This window comes from Parasphingorhabdus sp. W113 (assembly GCF_055693205.1).
This window is the reverse complement of sequence record NZ_CM146328.1, coordinates 2,955,814-2,976,898: the sequence shown is the minus strand read 5'-3', so window position 1 is coordinate 2,976,898 and position 21,085 is coordinate 2,955,814. Positions and strand designations below refer to the sequence as shown.

The 21,085-nt window shown below is 57.9% G+C and carries 19 protein-coding genes and 1 pseudogene; 10 read left to right on the top strand and 10 right to left on the bottom strand.

Going from position 1 to position 21,085, the window contains the following annotated elements; translation table 11 throughout:
* Window positions 1-21: 21 nt before the first annotated feature.
* Window positions 22-1,098 (bottom strand): DUF1176 domain-containing protein, encoded by a 1,077-nt coding sequence (locus tag ACZ1GS_RS14380; protein ID WP_472695857.1) that lies wholly within the window; start codon window positions 1,096-1,098, stop codon window positions 22-24.
* Window positions 1,099-1,235: 137 nt separating this feature from the next.
* Between ACZ1GS_RS14380 and ACZ1GS_RS14375 the strand changes: the two genes are divergently transcribed.
* From ACZ1GS_RS14375 to ACZ1GS_RS14350, 6 genes are all read left to right on the top strand, one after another.
* Window positions 1,236-2,105 carry a 3-hydroxyacyl-CoA dehydrogenase NAD-binding domain-containing protein gene (locus ACZ1GS_RS14375; RefSeq protein ID WP_472695856.1) on the top strand — a complete coding sequence of 290 codons (870 nt, stop codon included), beginning with the start codon at window positions 1,236-1,238 and terminating at the stop codon, window positions 2,103-2,105.
* A gap of 41 nt (window positions 2,106-2,146) precedes the next feature.
* Window positions 2,147-2,437: an epoxide hydrolase N-terminal domain-containing protein gene (locus tag ACZ1GS_RS14370; protein ID WP_472695855.1), complete on the top strand. Its 291-nt coding sequence runs from the start codon at window positions 2,147-2,149 to the stop codon at window positions 2,435-2,437.
* A 2-nt stretch (window positions 2,438-2,439) separates the two neighbouring features.
* Window positions 2,440-3,291 (top strand): alpha/beta fold hydrolase, encoded by an 852-nt coding sequence (locus ACZ1GS_RS14365; protein WP_472695854.1) that lies wholly within the window; start codon window positions 2,440-2,442, stop codon window positions 3,289-3,291.
* Window positions 3,292-3,358: 67 nt separating this feature from the next.
* Complete coding sequence (locus tag ACZ1GS_RS14360; protein ID WP_472695853.1) at window positions 3,359-4,279, top strand: ABC transporter permease; 921 nt, start codon at window positions 3,359-3,361, stop codon at window positions 4,277-4,279.
* Window positions 4,276-5,076: an ABC transporter permease gene (locus ACZ1GS_RS14355; protein WP_472695852.1), complete on the top strand. Its 801-nt coding sequence runs from the start codon at window positions 4,276-4,278 to the stop codon at window positions 5,074-5,076. The genes ACZ1GS_RS14360 and ACZ1GS_RS14355 overlap by 4 nt, the downstream gene beginning before the upstream one ends.
* Complete coding sequence (locus ACZ1GS_RS14350) at window positions 5,073-6,620, top strand: ATP-binding cassette domain-containing protein (protein ID WP_472695851.1); 1,548 nt, start codon at window positions 5,073-5,075, stop codon at window positions 6,618-6,620. The genes ACZ1GS_RS14355 and ACZ1GS_RS14350 overlap by 4 nt, the downstream gene beginning before the upstream one ends.
* A gap of 83 nt (window positions 6,621-6,703) precedes the next feature.
* Here ACZ1GS_RS14350 and ACZ1GS_RS14345 read toward each other — a convergent pair whose 3' ends face one another.
* Window positions 6,704-7,492, bottom strand: coding sequence for a TorF family putative porin (locus ACZ1GS_RS14345; RefSeq protein ID WP_472695850.1), 789 nt, complete (start codon window positions 7,490-7,492; stop codon window positions 6,704-6,706).
* 259 nt (window positions 7,493-7,751) lie between these two features.
* Between ACZ1GS_RS14345 and ACZ1GS_RS14340 the strand changes: the two genes are divergently transcribed.
* On the top strand, window positions 7,752-8,120 hold the full coding sequence (locus ACZ1GS_RS14340; RefSeq protein WP_472695849.1) for a hypothetical protein: 369 nt from the start codon (window positions 7,752-7,754) through the stop codon (window positions 8,118-8,120).
* A gap of 18 nt (window positions 8,121-8,138) precedes the next feature.
* On the opposite strand, the gene ACZ1GS_RS14335 is transcribed toward ACZ1GS_RS14340, so the two are convergent.
* The 5 genes and pseudogenes from ACZ1GS_RS14335 to ACZ1GS_RS14315 form a co-directional block, all read right to left on the bottom strand.
* Window positions 8,139-9,434 (bottom strand): mechanosensitive ion channel family protein, encoded by a 1,296-nt coding sequence (locus ACZ1GS_RS14335; RefSeq protein WP_472695848.1) that lies wholly within the window; start codon window positions 9,432-9,434, stop codon window positions 8,139-8,141.
* Window positions 9,431-10,643, bottom strand: a pseudogene (gene metC, locus ACZ1GS_RS14330) (cystathionine beta-lyase). Before metC ends, ACZ1GS_RS14335 begins: the two are co-directional and overlap by 4 nt.
* A gap of 86 nt (window positions 10,644-10,729) precedes the next feature.
* On the bottom strand, window positions 10,730-11,566 hold the full coding sequence (sseA, locus tag ACZ1GS_RS14325) for a 3-mercaptopyruvate sulfurtransferase (protein ID WP_472695847.1): 837 nt from the start codon (window positions 11,564-11,566) through the stop codon (window positions 10,730-10,732).
* A gap of 136 nt (window positions 11,567-11,702) precedes the next feature.
* Window positions 11,703-13,232, bottom strand: a complete 1,530-nt coding sequence (locus ACZ1GS_RS14320) for a cryptochrome/photolyase family protein (RefSeq protein WP_472695846.1) — start codon at window positions 13,230-13,232, stop codon at window positions 11,703-11,705.
* A 64-nt stretch (window positions 13,233-13,296) separates the two neighbouring features.
* Entirely contained in the window at window positions 13,297-14,727 is a 1,431-nt protein-coding gene (locus ACZ1GS_RS14315; RefSeq protein ID WP_472695845.1) for a hypothetical protein, read from the bottom strand.
* A 130-nt stretch (window positions 14,728-14,857) separates the two neighbouring features.
* On the opposite strand from ACZ1GS_RS14315, the gene queF reads away from it, so the two are divergent.
* Window positions 14,858-15,328 carry a preQ(1) synthase gene (gene queF, locus ACZ1GS_RS14310; protein WP_472695844.1) on the top strand — a complete coding sequence of 157 codons (471 nt, stop codon included), beginning with the start codon at window positions 14,858-14,860 and terminating at the stop codon, window positions 15,326-15,328.
* On the top strand, window positions 15,328-16,416 hold the full coding sequence (locus ACZ1GS_RS14305) for a glutathione S-transferase family protein (protein WP_472695843.1): 1,089 nt from the start codon (window positions 15,328-15,330) through the stop codon (window positions 16,414-16,416). The genes queF and ACZ1GS_RS14305 overlap by 1 nt, the downstream gene beginning before the upstream one ends.
* Window positions 16,417-16,428: 12 nt before the next feature.
* Here ACZ1GS_RS14305 and ACZ1GS_RS14300 read toward each other — a convergent pair whose 3' ends face one another.
* Window positions 16,429-17,142: a glutathione S-transferase family protein gene (locus ACZ1GS_RS14300; RefSeq protein ID WP_472695842.1), complete on the bottom strand. Its 714-nt coding sequence runs from the start codon at window positions 17,140-17,142 to the stop codon at window positions 16,429-16,431.
* Window positions 17,143-17,289: 147 nt separating this feature from the next.
* Here ACZ1GS_RS14300 and ACZ1GS_RS14295 point away from each other — a divergent pair, with 147 nt between their 5' ends.
* Window positions 17,290-17,691 (top strand): acyl-CoA thioesterase, encoded by a 402-nt coding sequence (locus ACZ1GS_RS14295; RefSeq protein ID WP_472695841.1) that lies wholly within the window; start codon window positions 17,290-17,292, stop codon window positions 17,689-17,691.
* A 30-nt stretch (window positions 17,692-17,721) separates the two neighbouring features.
* Here the strand turns inward: ACZ1GS_RS14295 and ACZ1GS_RS14290 are convergent, their stop codons facing one another.
* Entirely contained in the window at window positions 17,722-19,302 is a 1,581-nt protein-coding gene (locus ACZ1GS_RS14290; RefSeq protein ID WP_472695840.1) for a helicase HerA-like domain-containing protein, read from the bottom strand.
* 98 nt (window positions 19,303-19,400) lie between these two features.
* Window positions 19,401-20,939, bottom strand: coding sequence for a Do family serine endopeptidase (locus ACZ1GS_RS14285; RefSeq protein ID WP_472695839.1), 1,539 nt, complete (start codon window positions 20,937-20,939; stop codon window positions 19,401-19,403).
* Between the last annotated feature and the right edge of the window lie 146 nt (window positions 20,940-21,085).

Here is a 21,085-nt window from a genome sequence, read left to right as displayed (position 1 = left end):
TGTTCCGGTGGAAATCCCGGCCTAAGGGGTGTCCTCGAGAGCAGCCGACTGCTCTGCCTTTTGAAAATTGGCGCGCCATGTGGTGATCCATTCATAGGCGCCGCGGCATTCGTCCATTTTGCTCGCTTCAATCAGGCGGAACCGTTCGCCATCCCAGACGAAGCTCTCGGCGCTGCCGCAATCCCCGATACCCCGTCCTTTGGCGTAGCTGCCCAGGATCTGGCGGTCTTCATCCCAATGCGCATTGACCAGCAACGGATAGGGACCGTTTCCACCCCAACCGGGCTGAAAGTCAAAAGCGGCGGGACGGAATGTCCAGCGCGCGCCATCGCTCTCTTTGCCGGTAATCTCGCCAATATAGGGCGTGCTCGAAAAATTATACGCGCCCGACCCGCAGGACACGAGCACCAGTGCACGGTACATGTCGCCTTTTTGCCCCATCGGGAAAATCTGATCTTCCACCACCCCGAACCGTTCGTCCTTGCACGCGGAATTTTCGATCAGACCGACAATTTCAGTGGTGTCGGGAATACGCTTCGCCGGAGCCCATTGCCGGACCGGGATCAACGGGATTTCGGTGGCCACCGGCCGAAATGTTCGGCGGCCTTTTGCAACCAGCGCGGTCCGCGTTCTGGTTCGCTTTTGCTGGCCGTCCATGTATCGCAATGCCGCGGCCGAGCCGGCGAGGGAAACCTTGGTCAGCGTGTCACCATCAGAATTGGCGATCGTCAATTGGCGGCCCCAGACAATGGCATCGGCGACTTTCTTCGCATCCTGACCCACAATCTCGATCGGATAGTCGCCTTCGGTAATCGGTCCCGTATCGATCAATTTTCCGTCGACCGTCATCTGATAGCGATCCATGTCGGTGGCTTGCACCAGAACGCGTATCTTGAGAATATCATTTTCACCGGCTGTGCGCACGAGGCTGATCGGACCGCCCCATTCGCGAAAACCGGTATCGCCCTCGGCCACCAGAGAAATTGCCTGACAATTGCCACCATTGTCGCAGCCTACCGACCAGTCCTTGAACACTTTTACCGGACCCGGTTGCGGTATTGGCAAATCGGTGCTGACTGGCGCTCCAGTCGCAAGCAAAACAGACCCAATGATAGAAATAATAGGGGACATGATTGCAATCTAGCCAGTTTGCACAACAATCGCTAGTGCCTTGTGCAAACAGCCTATTATTACAATATTTCAAAACAAATCCTGCAATCAGACGGAGACCTAAAATGAAAGCAATCGGCATCATCGGATCGGGACAAATGGGCGCCGGTATTGCGCAGGTTTCTGCGCAGGCAGGCTATCATGTATTCTTGTCGGATATGAACCAGGAGATTGCTGAAAAAGGCAAGGCCGGTATCGCCAAACAACTGGGCCGGCTGGTTGAAAAGGAAAAAATCGAACAACAGGTCGCACAAACCGCACTGGACCGTATTCAACCCATTGGCGCTCTGGATCCGATGGCCAAGGCCGACATGATTATTGAAGCCGCGACGGAACGCGAAGATATCAAGCGGCAGATTTTCGCAGCAGCTTCGGAAATTTTGGGGCATCAGGCCATTCTGGCTTCAAACACGTCATCGATCTCGATCACGCGACTTGCCCAATCGGTCAAGGACCCTTCGCGGTTTATTGGCGTCCATTTTTTCAATCCTGTCCCGCTGATGGGACTGGTCGAGATCATCCGCGGTCTGGCGACGAGCGATCACAGTGTCGCGGTGGCGAATGACTATGTCAAAGCCTTGGGCAAGCAAGCGGTCCTGGCCAAGGATTCCCCCTGTTTTGTGGTCAACCGGATACTTCTGCCGATGCTCAATGAAGCCTTTTTTGCGCTTGGCGAAGGCACAGCTTCGATGGAAGATATTGATCACGGCATTCAGCTTGGCCTCGGCCATCCGATGGGACCGATCACATTGGCGGACATGATCGGGTTGGATACGTTGCTCGAGATATTGCGGGTGCTCCAGAATGATTTCGGCGATCCCAAATACCGTCCGGCTCCGATTCTCTGCAAATATGTCGAAGCCGGTTGGCTGGGGCGCAAGACGGGCAAGGGCTTTTACGACTATTCCGGTGACGCACCGGTGCCGACCATGTAAATGTAACCGGGAACTGGAACCATAAGGCAGAGGAGCAGGGCATGGGTGACGCGATACGGGACCTTATCATTGATATTCCGGAGTCGGCTCTCGCGGACCTGAAAACGCGTTTGAGTCATGCACGGTATCCTGACAAGGAACCGGTTGAGGACTGGAGCCAGGGCATTCCGCTCGGCTATGTCGAGGATGTCGCGCGCTACTGGCAGGACGATTATGACTGGCGGCGTTGTGAAACGGCGTTGAACCAATATCCCCATCATATCACCGAAATTGACGGTGTGGATATCCACTTCATGCACATTCGCTCCGCAGAAGCGGGGCGCGGCCGCTGATCATGACCCATGGCTGGCCGGGATCGATCGTCGAGTTTCTCGATGTTATCGGACCGTTGACCGACCCGGTGGCCCATGGCGGCAGCGCCGAGGAGGCCTATCATTTGGTAATCCCGTCCTTGCCCGGTTACGGATTTTCGGGGAAGCCGGCTGAAACCGGCTGGAATGCAGAGCGCATTGCACAGGCCTGGGATGTGCTGATGACGCGGCTCGGCTATGATCGCTATTTCGCGCAAGGCGGCGATTGGGGCGCCTTGGTCACATCGGCCATTGGCGTGCAGGATTTGGGGCATTGCGCCGGGATTCATATCAATCTGGTTGTTGTCGGGCCTCCGCCCGAAGCGGTTATGCAGAACCCGACGCCCGAAGAACAGGCGTCGCTTGCCCATTTTGCTGCCTATCAGGAACAGGGTTCGGGCTATGCCGAGATTCAGCGCACCAAGCCGCAAACTCTGGGCTATGGCCTCGCAGACTCCGCTGTTGGTCAAATGGCCTGGATTATCGAGAAATTTCAGGGCTGGTCCGACGGCGCCAACACGCCGGATGACAGTTTTGACCGGGATCGCCTGCTCGATAATGTGATGATTTACTGGCTGAACAATGCCGGTGCGTCCTCGGCGCGCCTCTATCGCGAGAGCTTTGCCAGTCCGAATATTGATCCGATCACGATGCCAGCCGGATGCAGTATCTTTCCGAATGAAATCATGGCGCCTTCGCGGCGTTGGGCAGAGCAGCGCTTCAAGAGCCTTACTTACTGGGGCGAGCCGGCTCGCGGCGGTCATTTTGCGGCAATGGAAGTGCCCGAGTTGTTTCTGGCGGAAGTAAGAGCCTGTTTCGCTAATATGACTCTGTAGGACAGGGTCCGGCGGAGCTGCCGACAATCCGCGTGACCTTTGCCCGTTTCTGGTCCAGAAAAGATCCATGACAGGTTTGATTATCAGGCGCCTGATGACGGCCATTCCGACATTGCTCGGTATCATATTGGTGTCCTTTTTCCTGATGCGGCTGGCGCCTGGTGGACCGTTTGACAGCGACCGGCCGCTGCCGCCGGAAACCCAGGCTGCGCTGCAAAACGCCTATGGTCTCGACAAGCCGCTGTGGGAGCAGGCCTGGATGTATATATCCGGCTTGGCGCAAGGCGACTTCGGCCCGTCGCTGGTCTATCGCGACTTCACCGTTTCGGAGCTGGTCGCGCAAGGCTTACCGATTTCCCTGTTGCTCGGCGGGCTGGCCATTGTCGTGGCATTGGTCATTGGCATAACAGGTGGTCTGTTTGCGGCGGTGCGGGCGGGGCGACCTGCAGACAAGGCGATTATGATGACCGCCACGATTGCTACCGCTCTGCCAACCTTTGTTACCGGCCCGGCATTGGCGCTGTTTCTTGGGCTTTGGATGGGATTGTTGCCGGTGTCCGGCACAGGCGAGGGTGTCAGCTGGCTCATCATGCCGGTGCTCGCTCTCGCCTTGCCGACTTCGGGAGCGATTGCGAAGCTGACTCGCGCAGGCCTCGCAACGGTGCTCAAACAGGACCATATTCGGACGGCGCGCGCGCGCGGGCTATCCGAAACCCGGATATTGGTCCGCCATGGCTTGCGTCCCGCCCTGGTCCCGGTGGCCAGCTATCTGGGGCCGGCCGCTGCTGGGCTGCTGACCGGCGCGGTGGTGGTCGAGACGGTGTTCGGGTTGCCTGGTCTCGGGCGGTACTTCGTCCAGGGTGCGCTCAATCGGGACTATCCGCTCGTCCTCGGAGTGGTGACCCTTTATGCGGCGCTGATCATCCTTTTCAACCTGTTCGCTGACTTGATTTATGGCTGGCTCGATCCGCGGATGCGCGACGCATGAAAATGGTACTGAACCGACACCACTGGCCGCTTTGGGTCGTCCTGACGATTGTTGGCCTGGCGCTGGTCCTGCCACCGCTATTGGCCTGGGACTATGACCAGATCGACTGGGATGCCGTCCGCGCACCCGCTTTCAGCCCCGGTCACTTGTTTGGCACGGACGATATCGGCCGGGATCGGCTGGCGCGGCTGGCGGCCGGGACGCAAGTGACCTTGATGGTTGCCATCGCCGCCGCGCTGGTGTCGCTGATCGTCGGCATCGCCTGGGGCGCAACCGCCGGCTGGATCGGTGGCCGTGTTGACGAGGCGATGATGCGTTTTGTCGATGCGCTCTATGCCCTGCCGTTCATGTTCATCGTGATCTTGCTGATGGTCGTGTTTGGCCGCTCGATATTGCTGGTATTTGTCGGCATTGGGCTGGTCGAATGGCTGACCATGGCACGGGTGGTCCGTGGCCAGGTGATGGCCCTGAAAGAGCGGCCATTCATTCTCGCGGCGGAGGCCGCGGGCAGCAGTTCCCTGGCGATTGTCGTGCGTCACATATTGCCGAATATTGCCGGTGTTGCGCTGGCCTATCTGTTGCTAACCGTGCCGCAGGTGGTGATGGTGGAGAGCTTTCTCTCCTTTCTTGGGTTGGGCGTTCAGGAACCGCTGACGTCGCTCGGCATATTGGTTAAGGAAGGCGCAGATGACATGGACATGACCCCGCTTGGTCTGTTCTTGCCCGGCGGCATATTGGTGATTTTGCTGGTATGCCTCACCATCGAAGGCGAACGGCTGCGGGATATCTATTCATGAGCCTTTATTCTGTCCGTGACATGGCGATCGTGATTGACGGCCAACGGCTGGTGGAAGGTGTGAACTTTGACGTTGAAGAGGGGCAATGCACCGCGATTATCGGAGCGTCGGGATCGGGTAAAAGCCTGTCCTGCCTTTCGCCCTTCGGGCTGTCGGCGGGCGAGGCGCTGGGATCGATTACATTGGACGGGATCGCGCTCCATCGCGCCGATGCCCATCAGATGCGCAAGGCGCGCAGCGAGCTGACCGGATTTGTCTTTCAACAACCGCTGACCGCGCTGACCCCACATTTGACCATTGGCGCGCAATTGCAGGAGGCCGCCGGACAGGCCGGCCCGCCGCCGCTGCAGCGCCATGAATTGGCCCAAAGGCTAGAGCGTGTCGGCTTGTCGCGGGCGGAAGAGCGGTTGGATCAATTCCCGCATCGCCTGTCGGGCGGAGAGCGTCAGCGGGTGATGATCGCCGCGGCCATTGCCCACCGTCCGAAACTGCTGATTGCCGACGAACCCACCAGCGCACTCGACGCCTCTTTGCGCGCCGAAATCATGGCCTTGCTGGACGATCTGCGGAAAGAAGAAGGGCTGGGTCTTTTGCTCGTCAGTCATGATCTGGCGTCGGTAGAGGATCATGCCGATCAACTGATTGTGATGGACGGTGGTCGGGTGGTTGAAAGCGGTCCCACCGCAGCGGTCATGACCGCTCCAGCGCAAGACTATACACGGCGGTTAATGGCTGCAACGCCGCGCCTTGATGATCCACTGCCAGACCTGCCGTCTGTGGGACCGACCCTGCTCGAGACCAGAGCGGCGACGGTGACCTTTCTGCGGCCGGGATGGCGGCGCGGAAAGATTGTCGCCATTGGCGACGCGACCATCACCGTCGCGCAAGGGGAGGCGGTTGCGCTGGTTGGCGGCTCTGGCTCTGGCAAGTCAACGCTTGGCCGGGCCATTGCCGGTATCGGACCGCTGAGCGACGGAACCGTTTTGTGGCAAGGCAAAGCCATGCCGAAACGGCGCGCGCGGACGCGGGCGATGCGTACGCTTATCCAGCCGGTATTCCAGGACCCGATCGCCAGCCTCGATCCGCAATGGACCGTGCAGGATATCGTCGCCGAGCCCTTGCGTAATTTGCAGCCCGGACTGACCAAAGCCGAGCGTAAGGATCAGGTGTTGGCAGCCCTCGACAATGTCGGGCTGGACAGCGATTTTCTTGAACGCAAATCGGCAAGCCTGTCCGGCGGCCAGGCGCAACGCGTGGCGATTGCGCGGGCGATGGTTTCCGAGCCGGAACTGCTGGTACTGGATGAAGCGACATCCGCGCTGGATCCGCTGGTCGGTGCCTCGATCCTCGAGTTGCTCGCCCGCTTGCAACGCGAGCGCGGGCTCGCGATCCTGTTTATCACGCATGATATCGCTGCGGCCCGGAGGTTATGCCATCATATTGTCGTGCTTCATGACGGCGCGGTGGCAGAGTCCGGCCCGATGCAGGAGGTTATCGGGAAACCGCAAACCGCGGTGACAAAGAAACTCATCGCCGCCTGCTGAAGACCAAAGAAAGGGCTGTCCTGATGCCAAGACAGCCCTTTCATGTGACGAACTCCAATATGATTCAGAACCAGGAGTTCAGCCTAGAATGAAACACCCAGGGTGAATACGACGGCGCTATCGGTGAAATTGTTGATCGATGGCGCATCGGTGTCGGTATAAGCCAGGCTAGCCGTCAGATTTTCGGTAATCGCCCAGTCGGCACCGATCGTCCAGTCGACATAGTCATCGACGCCGACGATACCCGCCGGATTGCCCAGCGAACCTTCGTTGATACCAATATTCGCGTTCAGCGTGATTGGCGTGTTCGGGATTCCCGCCGATGCGCCGGTATAGATATAGACATTGTCGGAATTGCCGAGACTGTCTTGCGATGGCGCATAGGCGATACCCGTGGTCAGTTCGACCGGACCGAGGGTGGTGGAAACCGAAGCATAGGGTTCCAGATAATCGCTGGGGCCAGCCGCTCCGCCTTCGCCGTTGGGGTAGATGTAATAGAGCACACCAACGTCCAGCGTCAGGCCGTCGATGACATCGCCGCTCCAGCCCGCATAGACATCCAGTTCGGTGTGACCGAAGGTTGGGCTGTCTTCGATCGAAGAGGCCCAGGTGCCGATATAGAACCCGCTGTCATGGGCAACGTCGATCCCGCCTTGCACGGCGATATCGCCATCCGAGAAGGACAGGCCGCGAAAACGATAATCTGATGTGATGGCGGCGTTACCGGATACGGTCAGACCACTGCCTTCAATTTCTTGAGCAAAGGCAGGTGTTGCCGTGGTCGCGAGAAGTGCGGCCGAAAGAGCGAGGAAGCCAGTTTTGGCTTTTTTGGTGAAACCGGCTGTGGTGCCAGCGGTGTTGGACGTGCGCATAGAAATCCCTTTCTGGTTGATGCGTATCGCCCCTCCTGGAATTTGTTCCGGTTGTCTTTTTATTGCGCCAACGTCGCTGACGATAAACAATCTCAAAACATGCATGAGAAAGCTGCATCATATTGCTGCGCTGCACAACTAGTAAATGTCAGCAAGGATGACATATCGGATTTCTGTGGCATTTCGGCAACAACTGATCATTCGGGTGATTTTCAAGCCTGTTTAGAGCTTGTTAACCATAGCGGCGTAGGGGAAATCCATGACTTCGCCTGATCCTTTGGCTTCCTCTGCAACGCGGCAATCGCCGTTCGGCGCAAGCTTTGAACGGCTTCAGGCCGTCGATTCGGTCATCGCTCTGGTGTCCGATATGGCAGGACTATCAAAGCCATCCGCGCTGGTGCTGGATCAGCCAACAGCGCTCGAGTCGGCCTATCAAAACAGTCTGGTCGTGATTCGGCACCGGTTTGATCGCGGTTGTGATGATCTCGCGGCAATCGCGCAATCCGGCACCCGGGCCTTGCTGCAACTGCATGCTCAGGGCCGCAAAGATACCAGCGTTGCAGCGGCCCGGCTGATGCGGGAAATCGACCGGTCGGCACGCGAGACATTGGCGTTGCTCGACTCCTAGGGCTGGTGCCCGGAAGCGCTATTTTTCGGCGATTGGTGCGCCGATGGCCGGGGGCGCTGACTTGATGTGAACGTCGCGCTGCGGGAATGGGATTTCAATGTCATTTTCCTTGAACAGATCCCACACCCGCTTAAGCACCGCCGCCTTGAAATTACCCACACCAGATTGCGGATCATTGATCCAGCAGCGAATTTCAAAGTTCACGCTATTGTCCCCGAATTCCAGCATCCAAACCACGGGCTTGGGGTGGTTGAGCACGCGCGGGACGTCAACACAGGCCTGCTGCATCAAGCCGATCACCTGATCCATGTCGCTATTATAGGAGACACCGACCGGGATGCTGATCCGGACATTCTTGTTGGAATAGGACCAGTTCTCAACCTCCCGCGTCATCAGGTCCTCGTTCGGAATCAGATGTTCCTTGCCCTCGCGGGTGAGAACCGACACTGCGCGGACGCCGATCTTGTTGACCCAGCCAAAGCTGTCCCCCACCGCGATCACGTCACCGGGTTTGATCGAGCGATCCATCAGCAGGATGATTCCGGCAATCAGATTACCGATGGTTTTCTGCATCCCGAAACCGACCGCCAGGCCAAAGGCACCGGAAAATACCGCCAGGGCGGTTAAATCGATGCCGAGCACGTCCAGGCCAAGCATGAACGCGGCGGCAAGAATGGCAACCGTCGCGAGCTTCTGTCCGAGGACCTTTTGCGCTCCATCGAGCTGGCTATTGCTGATCACATGGCTGACCAGCTTCATCAGCACCCTGGCGATCGCCAGCAGGATAACCGCAGTCATGATTGTGGTCACCACTGCCAGCAACGATATCCGGTTGGTTCCAACATCGACGCCAACGCGCTCAAGCGCGATCGTGATCCGGTCAATATTGCCGACCAAGCCAAGCGCGGCCGAGATAAATACGGTCAGTCCCATGGTCGTGCCGAGCCAGTCCGGCATGCGGACTCCGCGGATCAGATCATTGGTGAACAGCCCCATCGTCACGGCGATAGTCAGCGCATAGATGACCTGTGCGATCAGGCTCCATTCCCAGATGGCGAGGAAGAACCCGCAAAGGATGAACGTCGTCGCCCGCCGCGTCATGTCACGGATGCGGCGTCCCGCCAATTCGCTCTCGTATCCGGCCCGGGTTTCCCAGACATTGCGCAGTTTGGGGCCGATATATTTGCTCAGCAACCAGCCGGCGATCAGGGCGAACACCACCAATCCCGCCGCGACGCCACCTTCAATATACTGGACCGTCCGCGGCGTGTCGGGCGCAAGGGATTCGAGATAATCGAGTACGGTCTGTATCATGATCGCGAATGGTTATACTTTTCAAAGGCTTTGGCAAGATCGCTGATCAAGTCGTCTGAATCTTCCAACCCGATATTGAGCCGCACCAGGGCATCTTTCATCGTCCATTGCGTCGCCGTGCGATATTTGCCCGGATCGACCGGCAAGGCCAGACTTTCAAACCCCCCAGCTATAGCCGATACCAAACAGGTCGAGCGCATCGATAAATACTGCGCGGCTGGCTTCGTCACCATCTTTCAGGGCGAAAGAAAACAGGCCGCTAGAACCCTTGAAGTCGCGTTTCCACATCTCATGGCCGGGACAACCAGGCAGCGCCGGATGCAGCACCGCGCTAACCTCCGGGCGGCCCTGCAGCCATTGTGCAATTTTGAGCGCGGCTTGTTCATGTTGCCGGAGACGCACGTCCAGCGTCCGCAATCCGCGGGCGGCAAGATAGGCGTCGTCGGGAGACACAACCTGACCGAGCTGTTGCGCCGTCCGGCGCAATCGGGTCCAATATTTGGCATGGGTCGTCGCCGCGCCGATCATCACGTCGCTATGGCCGACAATATATTTCGTCGCCGCGACAAGGGCGATATCCACCCCATGATCGAGGGCAGGGAAAAAATAGGATGTCGCCCAGGTGTTGTCGAGCAGGCTGACGACGCCCGCTTCTCTTGCCGCTCCGCAAATGGCGGGCACATCCTGGACTTCAAACGTCAGGCTGCCCGGGCTTTCCAGCAGGATCGCTTTGGTTTGCGGTGTGAACATGTCTCGGATGTCAGCGCCGATCAATGGGTCATAATAGCGGGCGGATATGCCCATCCGCTTGAGAAACGCATCGGCATAGCTGCGGCTGGGATCGTAGCTGCTGTCGGTCAGCAGGACTTCATCACCCGGTTTGAGCACCGCCAGCATTGCACAGGAAATGGCCGCAACACCGGATGGATAAAGCATCGTCCCGGCGGCCCCCGGTTCCATTTCTGTCAGCGCGTTCGCCAGCGACCATTGGGTTGGGGACCCGCGACGGCCATAGAAAAATTTGCCATCTTCGTTGGTATTCGTTCCAGCGCGAAGATCTGCCACTGTGTCATAAAGATGGGTGCTTGCGCGCCAGACCGGGGGGTTGACGACCGCTCCAGTCAGCGACTTGTGTCGCCCACTGGTGACTACCCGGGTCGCCGGTTTCTTGTCAGACGGATCGTCGGGTTGAGCCAATTGCGGTTCCATGAGCCCAAAGCCTGTCCAAGGGCGCTTCTTTGAGAGGAACGGGCTTCGACAGGCTCAGCCCTGAAAGCATTTCTGCGAAAACGCCGTTAGGCAGTCGCCTTCGGTGTATCGGCATCTGCACCCCATTCGGACCAGCTGCCATCATAAAGCGCAACTTTGTCAGCTCCTGCGAGCGACGCCGCGAAAGAAACAACCGCGGCGGTCATACCGGAACCACAAGTGGTGACTATCGGCTTGCTCAGATCGACGCCGGCATCGTCAAATATCGCTTTCACCGCATCGGGACTTTTCCAGGTGCCGTCGCCATTGAAAAACTGGCCGTGGGGCACGCAGACCGATCCCGGGATGTGACCCGATGCAATGCCCTCGCGCGGATCGGGGTCGCTGCCGTCAAAGCGAGCTTGCGGGCGCGCATCGACAACCTGCTCATCCTTGCTGTGCAGATTGGCCAGCATCGCGGCCTTGTTGCGAATGTCCTTGTCATCTTTCCAGACAGTGAAATGGCGATGGCGCAGCGCTTCCTTGCCGGTTTCCAGCGGGCGGCCTTCGGCTTTCCACTTGGCGATGCCGCCGTCCAGAATGGCGACTTCATGCGCGCCGAAAATGGTCAGCATCCACCAGGCCCGGGCGGCACTTTTCAGCGGGCTGTCGTCATAGAGAACGATGCGGCTGCCGTCGCCCAGTCCAAGCGATTGCATCCGGCTCGCGAATTTCTCAGCCGGAGGGAGCATGTTTTCCACAGGATTGCTGGTATCGGTCAATTCGGCCAGATCCATGAAAACGGCGCCGGGAATATGACCGGCTTCATATTCAGCAGCAGGATTGCGTCCGGCATCAGGCATGAATTTCGTGGCATCGACGATACGGAGATCCGATGCGCCGAGTTCGTTTGCAAGCCAGTCGGTGGTTACCAGCAGTTCCATCTTAAGCTCCTTATGCGCGGCCAGAAAAGCTAGGCCATGAATTGCAATCTGTAACGAGTCGTTGTTCAGCCGTCGAGGCTATAACGCATTGGAAAAGGAATCCACCGCTTATGTGACTTTTGGGCAAATGATTGATTTATAACCGTTCCAGAAACGTAGCCGCGCTATCGCGTAGGGCCTTCTGGGCGTCAGCGTCCATCTTGTCCCACGTCCGATACGGCATCGCGAGCCGGTTATTGTCGCGCAGCTTGTCCGCGTTCCGGGCGAGAAAATCCCAGTAGAGCGCGTTAAAAGGACAAGCCTTGTCGCCCGTCTTCTGTTTGACGTCATAGGCGCAGGACGCGCAATGGTCGGACATTTTGTTGATATAGTTTCCGGATGACGCATAGGGTTTCGATGCAATGATTCCGCCGTCGCCAAATTGGCTCATGCCGAGCGTATTGGGCAGCTCCACCCATTCATAGGCATCGGCATAGACTTCCAGATACCAGCGATGCACCGCTTGCGGGTTAATGCCGGCGATGAGCGCGAAATTGCCGGTGATCATCAACCGTTGAATATGATGGGCATAAGCAAGATCCAGCGTCTGGCCGATCGCCTCGGACAGGCATTTCATGTCGGTTTCGCCGTGATAGTAGAAATCCGGCAACGGCCGATCCGCTTCAAGGAAATTGCGGCTGACATAATCCGGACCCTCGCGCCAGTAGATACCGCGGACATATTCCCGCCAGCCGATAATCTGCCGGATGAAGCCTTCTGCGGCGTTCAGCGGGACTTTTCCTTCGTCATATAGCGCAGCCACTTCCTCGCAGAGCTTGAGCGGATCAAGCAGGCCGGAATTGAGATAAGGCGACAGGATCGAATGCCACAGAAACGGTTCACCGGTCAGCATGGCGTCCTGATAGTCACCAAACCGGGCGAGCGCATGATCAAGAAACTGGCGTCGCTGACGCAGGGCCTCTCCTTGGGTGACGGCGAAATGGAAATGGTCGAGCGAACCGGGATGGTCAGCAAAGCGGTCATCCACCAGTTCCAGCACATCCTTGGTGATCGCATCGGACTGAAAGCGGATCGGCTGGGGCATCATGAGATCGGCCTGGGCCGGTTTCCGATTCTCGGAATCATAATTCCACTTGCCGCCTTCCGGTTTGCCTTCCTTATCCAGCAACAATCCGGTTTTGCGCCGCATTTCGCGATAGAAAAACTCCATCCGCAGCTGCTTTTTGCCCTCGGCCCAGTCGGCAAATTCCTGATGGGTGGCGATGAACCGATCATCCGGACAGATGGTAACCGGCAAACCGAACTGGTCTTCCCAGTTCTCGATCATCGCCATGACCCGCCATTCGCCGGCTTCGGTGATGCGGATGGCTGCGATGGCGTGCCGCTCCAGCGCGCGGGCTACTTCGCCGGTAAAGCTGCCGGTGGAATCCGGATCGTCCAACGCGATATAATCGACCTGCCAGCCACGTTCGCGCAAGTCTTCGGCATGATGTCGCATGGCCGAGAATATATAGGCAATCTTGGCCTTGTGATGCTTTACATAGTCGGTTTCATCCGCCACCTCCATCATCAGCAGGACGGTGGAATCGGGATCCTGATCGGCCAGCGAAGAGAGCGTGGCCGACAGCTGGTCGCCCAGAATCGGTATAAGAGTTTGCTTCGTCATCAGCGCTTTATGACGCGATCTGGAGGATATTGCATTCTGTGCTTTGGTGCAGGAATGCCGATTTTCAGAAGGCGTTAAGCTGCCGCTGTCCCACCGGTCCGAAATTGCGTGGCCCGAGGTCGAGCCGGAACGGGGCCATTTTTGGTCGTGGCGGCTCATATTCCTGGCCGATGATGAAGGTTGCCGATTGTTCGTGGCCGGAAGCGTGTCCATCCTCATAAGCCATTTTGAAACGGGCCAGCGGAACAAACAGGGCTTGTGATTTGAAGCTGATCGGTTTGATGGCGTTCAAAGGCAATTTGATCTCGCCGTGCAGGGTTACGGTATCTCCGGCAGCGATATCGCCGATCTGATGCAGGGCGTCTCCCATCTCGGGGAATGAAGAATCAGTCAATCGGTTGTCGGCTTGCTGCATCGTGCCGAACAGGCGGATATTGCGGACGGCTTCCGCTCCGTTATTGGCCAGGGTGATGCGATAGTTGAGCACCGCGTTGAGCAAAGTCGATGACGCGGCCTCGGGTTCAAAGGACAGCGACAGCGATGACACTCCTTTGCTGGTGGCGGCGCGGTGTGCTGATGGAACGCGGGCATTTGTCCGGTTCACGCTGCTGGTGACAAATCCGTCACGATCAGATGCGGCTTTTACGCTTTCGGGTTTTTCAGGCTCCAGTTCAACCGCTTTGGTCTCTGCGGTTGCTGCTTGGTCTTCGGGTTCGATCGCCGGTACCGGGACAGCCGCTTGCGACTCGGGTGCGGTGTCGGATTCGCTCTCGGTGATGGTGTTTTCGATCATGGCATATTCGTCGTTCACACCTTTTTTGCGACCGATCACAAACGCCACAGCGCCGGTGATCAGCAGCGCCAACAAGCCGCCGAGCCAGAGCCACAAATTGTCGCCGATGCCGGACGATTCGGCTGCCATTGGCTCGCCGGTCACAGGCCCATCATCGGTGGATGCCGGGTCGATGGCTGGGCCGCCGTCAGACGGTGACCCGAACGAAAAGCCTGGACGGGGTGCAGGGTCTGAAGTTGTAGGCGCGTTGACCGGTTCGCCGGCAGAAGCAGGCGGGTTTCTTGGTTCTGCTGGCGCTGGTCGTTGCGGGCGCGCAGCCGTTGCCGGGATCGCGTTGCCGGCAGGCACTGGCCGCGGTTCAACCCGGGGTTGGACAATGGCTGGAGCAGGACGGCGCGACGGGTTGACTGCCGGTTGATCTGAACCGGGTGGGCCGGTTGCCGGGTTTATTGGCTGGACATCAGCAGCTTGCGGAGGCGGCGCGATGTCTTCGGAGGGCCCTTCGGCTTGCGCTGATGCTGAGCTCTGGTTGGTTTCGTCTTCACCAGGCGGCAGGGAATATTCGCTGACCGATGGCAGGTCCGGCGCTGGCTCGGGCGGCAAGTCGCGCGGCACAGCCTGGCCCATGACCGGCTGCGTTATCAGCATGGCTATGGCAAAGCCCGGCAAGACGATCGCCATCGGCCGCTTTGCCATCATCATCACTCTGTCCTGCAATTTCGTCATTGCCCTCGCTGACCCCGTGCGACGAAAATGCCACTGCGGTCACTGAACCATCAATGAATATGCGCGATGGGATGACATGAGCCGCCCTGTGCACTAGATGATCTGCATGACAGATCAGACAGACCCCGCAGCGGCGCCCCGTTTTCTCGGGCAAGACAGCGACCTCCCCGAATCACCAGAACAGGCAGAACTGGACTATGTTCCCAATCCGCGGGCGGGAGAATTGTATCTCACGCGATTTGCCGTACCGGAATTCACCTCGCTTTGCCCGGTAACCGGGCAACCGGATTTTGCGCATCTGGTGATCGATTATGCGCCCGCCGAAACGATTGTCGAATCAAAGTCACTGAAGCTGTTTCTGGGATCGTTCCGTAACCATGCCGCCTTTCATGAAGATTGCACCGTGGGTATCGGAACGCGTCTGTTCGCCGAGATGAAGCCGCAATGGCTGCGGATCGGGGGCTATTGGTATCCGCGCGGTGGTATTCCGATTGATGTGTTCTGGCAATCGGGGGAACCGCCGAAGGGACTGTGGATACCGGATCAGGGTGTCGCTTCCTATCGGGGGCGGGGATAATGGGCCATAAATTTTACGGCGCACCCCTGTCGCTCTATTCTGGAAAAGCCCGCGCCTATCTCGACTGGAAGGGCGTCGATTATGAAGAGATACTCTCTTCCGCTGAGGTCTATCGTGACATCATCATTCCGAAAGTCGGCCGGCCGGTTATTCCGGTGCTGGAAACCGCAGACGGCGAGATTGTCCAGGATACGACCCTGATCATCGACCATTTTGAAAACACGATGCCGGGACCGTCCATCTATCCCGATACACCAAAACAACGGTTGGCGGCGTTGCTGCTCGAAACATTTGGCGACGAATGGCTTGTTATTCCAGCGATGCACTACCGCTGGAACTATAATGAGGAGTGGGTTTACGGCGAATTTGGCGCGGCATCGGCGCCAGAAGCCAGCAAGGAAGAGCAGCTGGCTATCGGCCGCGAACGCGGCGCCAGTTTCAAGGGTTTTTGCCCGATTCTCGGGATTAATCCCGACACCATTCCGGCGATTGAAGCGAGTTATGAAGCGTTGCTGGCAGAGCTCGACACGCATTTTGCCGCGCATGATTATCTGCTGGGATCGCGCCCCTCGATCGGGGATTATGGTCTGATCGGACCGCTCTATGCGCATCTCTACCGGGATCCGGCATCGGGCGAGATCATGAAGCGTCTTGCGCCCAAAGTGGCCGAATGGGTCGAACGGCTGGTCCATGTCTCGGCGCCGCTATCTGGTGATTTTCTGCCCGATGACACCATTCCTGAAACCTTGGTTCCGGTGCTCGAACGGATGATGACCGAGCAGATGCCATTTCTGCAAACCAGCGCTACGATGCTGAAAAGCTGGGCCGAAGAAAATGGCGATGCGGCGCTTCCCCGCGCGGTTGGGATGGCAGAATTCACCATCGAGGGCGTCTCTGGCCAGCGTATTGCGCCCCCGTTCAGCCTGTGGATGTTGCAACGGCCGTTGGACTATTATCAGAGCCTCGAAGGGCCAGCCAAAATGGCTGCTGACGCGATGTTGTCATCGATCAGAGGCGCTGACAATTTCCGGAATTTCAGCCTCGATCAACGGTTGAAATTTGCCGACTTCAAGCTGTCACTGGTTTGAGCAGGGTGACGCTCAACCGGTAAAGTCGGGGAACCACAAAGCCTGGCAGCGTTGCACATAAGGCGCAAAATTCGCATGAGACTGGGCCGCATCGAGTAACGGCCCGGGCAGGCTTTCGATCAGGCTGTTGGCGATGATCGGATAGGCAATCGCGTCGAGACTGGTCGGGCGATCACCAAACATATAGTCTTGTGACCCGAGTTGTACGGACAGGGCGGCGAGGTCGCTCTTGCCGAAAGCGTAGATCTGATCCGCGTCATGGCGCCCGATGCCATGGCCATGCAGCGCGCTGATGACTTGCCGGCGCGCCACCCAGGGCACAAGATTGCGCACCACCGGCGGCATGTCACCAAACCAGAAATCGGCAATGACAGGCCAGTTGGTGTCATCCATCCAGCGACTGTAAAGGGTTGTCCAATAGAGCCGCTCCTCGACCATCCGCGCCATCGCATGAGAGACTGCACGCTGCTCGGCGCTCAGTCCTGCGTCAAAATCGACACCGTAATTCTGCTGCAGATGTGCTGCAATCAACGCTGTATCCGCGATCTTCTTGCCGCCATCCTCGATATAGGGGAGCTTCCCTTTCGGCGCCTTGCGCGGGTCGTCGAGAATCTCTGTCTCATATTCGAGATTCGCCATTTTCAGCAGAATTTCGCCTTTCATGCAGAATGGGCTGGGGCAGGGCACGCCAAAACCGGGTCGAAATTGCACCAGTTTTATTGCCATCTATCGGTCTCCCCATTACGTAAAATGCTGATTTGCCATGGCTATATCACAAAATCACGGCGGCGTTTGGCGAGTCCCTGCAACAGTATGTCGCTTTTTTGGCTTTAGATCTATCAATTGCCGTTCGCTAACATTATTGTTAGCATCATGACAAACAGCCCCCACCATCATGCGATCGCTATCCAGCCGGACGATATTGATTTCATGGGGCATGTGAACAATGCCAATTATCTGAAATGGGTGCAGGATGCGGTGGTTTCCCACTGGCAGAATATTGCGCCTTCAGAAGCCGTGGCAACGCATTTGTGGGTCGCCTTGAAACATGAAATAACCTATCGCAAACCGGCGTTTCTGGATGACGATGTGTTCGCCGAAGTCCTGCTCGAGAAAGTGCACGGCGCCCGCGCTTTTTACAGCACGGTGATCCGCCGCGGCGAGGATGTGCTGGCCGAGGTTCAGTCAAGCTGGTGCTGCATTGACGCGGATACCTTGCGACCGATGCGCATCGCCAAGGATATTGTCGCCAATTTCCTGGGTTCGAAGGACTAGATTTCTGGTCCGACGACCCAGCCCACCGGCCTAGCGCATCAAGCCGCCAATCAGGTTTCGGACAAAACGCCCGGCGACGGGTCCGGCGAGTTCGGTCGCGATTGATCCCACCGCAGAGGTGACGCCGGAGCGCACCGGATTGGCTCGTGATTTCTTGCCGAGCATTGTCGAAGCGGCCATCCCGGCTGCGGACCCCATTGCAACCTTCGCGCCGCGGCTGAGGGCTTTTTCCCACATGCTTTTGCTTTTGCGCGGCCGCTTACGAACCTCTTCCTCCCCTTTTTCCTCGACTTCCTTGGCCGTTTCTGTGGCGTCGATGACCTTTTGGGCGAGGATTTCCTCGGCGCTGTTGCGATCGATCTCTTCGTCATATTTGCCTTCATAAGGCGAAATGGACTGCATGATCGCGCGTTCCTTGGCGGTCACTGGACCGAGGCGAGAGCGCGGCGGCTTGATCAGGGTGCGTTGCACAACCGAAGGGGCACCGTCCTCGAGCAGCGTCGAAACCAAAGCCTCGCCCACCCGCAATTCGGTAATTGCCTCTTCGACATCGAGATCCGGGTTGATCCGGAATGTATCGGCCGCCGCCTTGATCGCCTTTTTATCGCGGGGCGTGAAGGCGCGCAGCGCATGCTGCACCCGATTGCCCAGCTGGCCGGCCACATCTTCCGGGATATCGATCGGGTTTTGGGTTACGAAATAGACACCGACGCCTTTCGAGCGGATCAGGCGGACCACTTGTTCGATCTTGTCTTCGAGTGCCTTGGGTGCATCTTCGAAGAGCAAATGGGCTTCGTCAAAGAAGAAAACCAGTTTGGGTTTGTCGGGATCCCCAACCTCGGGCAGCGTTTCAAAAAGTTCGGACAACAACCACAGCAGGAAGGTCGCGTAGAGCTTTGGGCTGCGCATGAGCTGATCGGCAGCCAGCACGTTGATATAGCCGCGCCCCTGCTCATCACAGGCGATAAAATCATCGATCTCCAGAGCCGGTTCGCCAAAAAACTGGCCCGCGCCCTGACTATCGAGCTGCAACAGCTGCCGCTGGATAGCGCCGACGCTTGCCTTGCTGACATTGCCATATTTGGCCGACAGGTCCTTGGCATTTTCCGCCGTGTAGGCGAGCATCGACTGGAGATCCTCGAGATTGAGCAGCAAGAGGCCTTGTTCATCGGCAAAGCGAAACACAATGTTGAGCACGCCTTCCTGGGTGTCGTTCAGGTCCATCAGGCGCGCGAGCAAAAGCGGCCCCATCTCGGTGATCGTGGTGCGGATCGGATGGCCTTGTTTGCCATAGAGATCCCAGAAGACTGCGGGATTGTCGGAATAGGCATAATCATCCATGCTCAGTTCCTTGGCCCGTTCCTCGAGCTTGTCAGCATGTTTGAACTGGGGGGAGCCCGCCATTGAAATGCCGGCAAGATCGCCTTTGACATCCGCGACAAAGACCGGGACGCCATTGGCTGAAAAACTCTCGGCCAGTCCCTGGAGCGTGACGGTCTTGCCGGTTCCGGTGGCCCCAGCGATCAAGCCGTGACGGTTGGCCCGCGACAGGTTCAGCGCCTGTTTCTCGCCGCCGCCCAAACCCAGAAAAATCTCAGTTACATTACTCATTGCCGAATCCCCTTAGTCCGCTGCGCACAAACTAGAGTTGGCAAAAGAAAAAGGCCAGCGTCATGCTGGCCTTTATCCTGATTGCTGGGATCGAAAGATCAGCCTTCGTTAAGACGGACCGCGACGAAACGAGGATCGCGTCCACCGCGCTTGACCTGCAGCAGCACCGCCTCGCGGTCCGCGCGTTTGGCATTGCTGATCGCCTTGTCGAGATCCGCAGCCTTATTGACCGCTTGCCGATTGACGCTGGTGATCAGGAAACCGCGGCGAATGCCTTTCTGGGCTGCATCGCTATTCGGATTGACTGACGATACGACCACGCCTTTCTGGGTTGATGGCACGCCGATCTGACGGGCAATGGCGGCGGTCAAATCGACCACTGAGAGACCCAGCGCTTCGGCGGTTGCTTCAGCGCTGACACCGTCTTCTTCGGACCCCATGGCATCTTCCTGTGCGTCCGGATCGAAGCTGTTGGTCGCCAGTTCCTCATCGGACGGGCGTTTGCCAAGTTTGGCATTCACTTTGACCCGCTTGCCGTCACGCAGCAGCTCCAGTGGAACACTGGTTCCGACCGGCAGATTGGCCACGAGATAGGACAGGGTCTGGTCCGGTGTCACGTCTTTGCCGTTCACCTTGACGATGACATCGCCCGCCTGGATGCCCGCCTTTGATGCGGCTTCACCGGGCACGACGCTTTGGATGAATTCACCGCTATTCTTCTTCAGGCCAAGCGAATCAGCGAGATCTTCGGTCAGCGGGCTGATCTGGACGCCGAGATAACCCCGTTCAATTTCTTCGCCGCGTTTCAGCGTATTGACGATCGGAACCGCCACTTCGGCCGGGATCGCAAAGCCGATACCGACATTGCCGCCGGTTGGCGAGATAATGGCGTTGTTGATGCCGATGACATTGCCGTTCAGATCAAACATCGGTCCGCCGCTATTGCCGCGGTTGATCGAGGCGTCGGTCTGGAGGAAGCGGTCATAGGCGCCGCCCTGGCCGGTATTGCGGTGAATCGCCGACACGATGCCGGTGGTGACCGTGCCGCCAAGACCAAAGGGGTTGCCGATTGCAATCACCCAATCGCCAACACGCGCCGCTTCGCTATCGCCGAACTGGACGAACGGAAGCGGGTCTTTTGCGGTGATCTTGAGCACTGCGATATCGGAGGCGGCATCGCGGCCGACCAGCTTGGCATCATATTCGGTGCGATCCGGCATGATCACCGTGATCGACTCGATCGTGGCATTGCGATTGCCGGGGGCAACGACGTGGTTATTGGTTACGACATAGCCGTCGGCCGAAATGATGAAGCCGGAACCGAGCGACTGGGCCTGACGGGTTTGACCGCCGCCATTTCCGCCGCGCCGATTACCAAACAAGCCGTCAAACGGTGTGCCTGCAAAAGGATTGTTGTTTACCCGTACCTTTTGGGTCGTGGAAATGTTGACCACAGCGGGCTGCAGTTGTTCTGTCAAATCCGCAAAGCTCATCGGCGCGCCGGCGCGCGGGGCCGCGGCTTTCATGACTCTGCTGTCGTTGGCAGCCACTTGAGCGCCAGCCGAACCCACGCCGGCTAGCGTCGCGACGCTGCCCGCCAAAAGTAAAGCTGCTGAGATGCCATAAGCGTAACGCACAATAATATTCCTCTCAAATTAGTCGTCATCGGTCATAAGTCGTTCTGACCGGGTTCACAAAATCACTGCCGCAGAATTTATGAACCGAATTTGAATGTTACCACAGCCAAAGCTTAAGATCAGCTTTAACATGACTGATTTTCATC

Excerpts from the sequence above, each read along its gene's own strand:
- ACZ1GS_RS14290 (WP_472695840.1), bottom strand. The coding sequence starts at position 19,302 with ATGAGTAATGTAACTGAGATTTTTCTGGGTTTGGGCGGCGGCGAGAAA.
- ACZ1GS_RS14355 (WP_472695852.1), top strand. The coding sequence starts at position 4,276 with ATGAAAATGGTACTGAACCGACACCACTGGCCGCTTTGGGTCGTCCTG.
- ACZ1GS_RS14360 (WP_472695853.1), top strand. The coding sequence starts at position 3,359 with ATGACAGGTTTGATTATCAGGCGCCTGATGACGGCCATTCCGACATTG.
- ACZ1GS_RS14295 (WP_472695841.1), top strand. The coding sequence starts at position 17,290 with ATGACAAACAGCCCCCACCATCATGCGATCGCTATCCAGCCGGACGAT.
- ACZ1GS_RS14315 (WP_472695845.1), bottom strand. The coding sequence starts at position 14,727 with ATGATGATGGCAAAGCGGCCGATGGCGATCGTCTTGCCGGGCTTTGCC.
- ACZ1GS_RS14365 (WP_472695854.1), top strand. The coding sequence starts at position 2,440 with ATGACCCATGGCTGGCCGGGATCGATCGTCGAGTTTCTCGATGTTATC.
- ACZ1GS_RS14375 (WP_472695856.1), top strand. The coding sequence starts at position 1,236 with ATGAAAGCAATCGGCATCATCGGATCGGGACAAATGGGCGCCGGTATT.
- ACZ1GS_RS14335 (WP_472695848.1), bottom strand. The coding sequence starts at position 9,434 with ATGATACAGACCGTACTCGATTATCTCGAATCCCTTGCGCCCGACACG.
- ACZ1GS_RS14300 (WP_472695842.1), bottom strand. The coding sequence starts at position 17,142 with ATGGCAATAAAACTGGTGCAATTTCGACCCGGTTTTGGCGTGCCCTGC.
- ACZ1GS_RS14350 (WP_472695851.1), top strand. The coding sequence starts at position 5,073 with ATGAGCCTTTATTCTGTCCGTGACATGGCGATCGTGATTGACGGCCAA.
- ACZ1GS_RS14370 (WP_472695855.1), top strand. The coding sequence starts at position 2,147 with ATGGGTGACGCGATACGGGACCTTATCATTGATATTCCGGAGTCGGCT.
- queF (WP_472695844.1), top strand. The coding sequence starts at position 14,858 with ATGACAGATCAGACAGACCCCGCAGCGGCGCCCCGTTTTCTCGGGCAA.
- ACZ1GS_RS14320 (WP_472695846.1), bottom strand. The coding sequence starts at position 13,232 with ATGACGAAGCAAACTCTTATACCGATTCTGGGCGACCAGCTGTCGGCC.
- ACZ1GS_RS14345 (WP_472695850.1), bottom strand. The coding sequence starts at position 7,492 with ATGCGCACGTCCAACACCGCTGGCACCACAGCCGGTTTCACCAAAAAA.
- ACZ1GS_RS14340 (WP_472695849.1), top strand. The coding sequence starts at position 7,752 with ATGACTTCGCCTGATCCTTTGGCTTCCTCTGCAACGCGGCAATCGCCG.
- sseA (WP_472695847.1), bottom strand. The coding sequence starts at position 11,566 with ATGGAACTGCTGGTAACCACCGACTGGCTTGCAAACGAACTCGGCGCA.
- ACZ1GS_RS14305 (WP_472695843.1), top strand. The coding sequence starts at position 15,328 with ATGGGCCATAAATTTTACGGCGCACCCCTGTCGCTCTATTCTGGAAAA.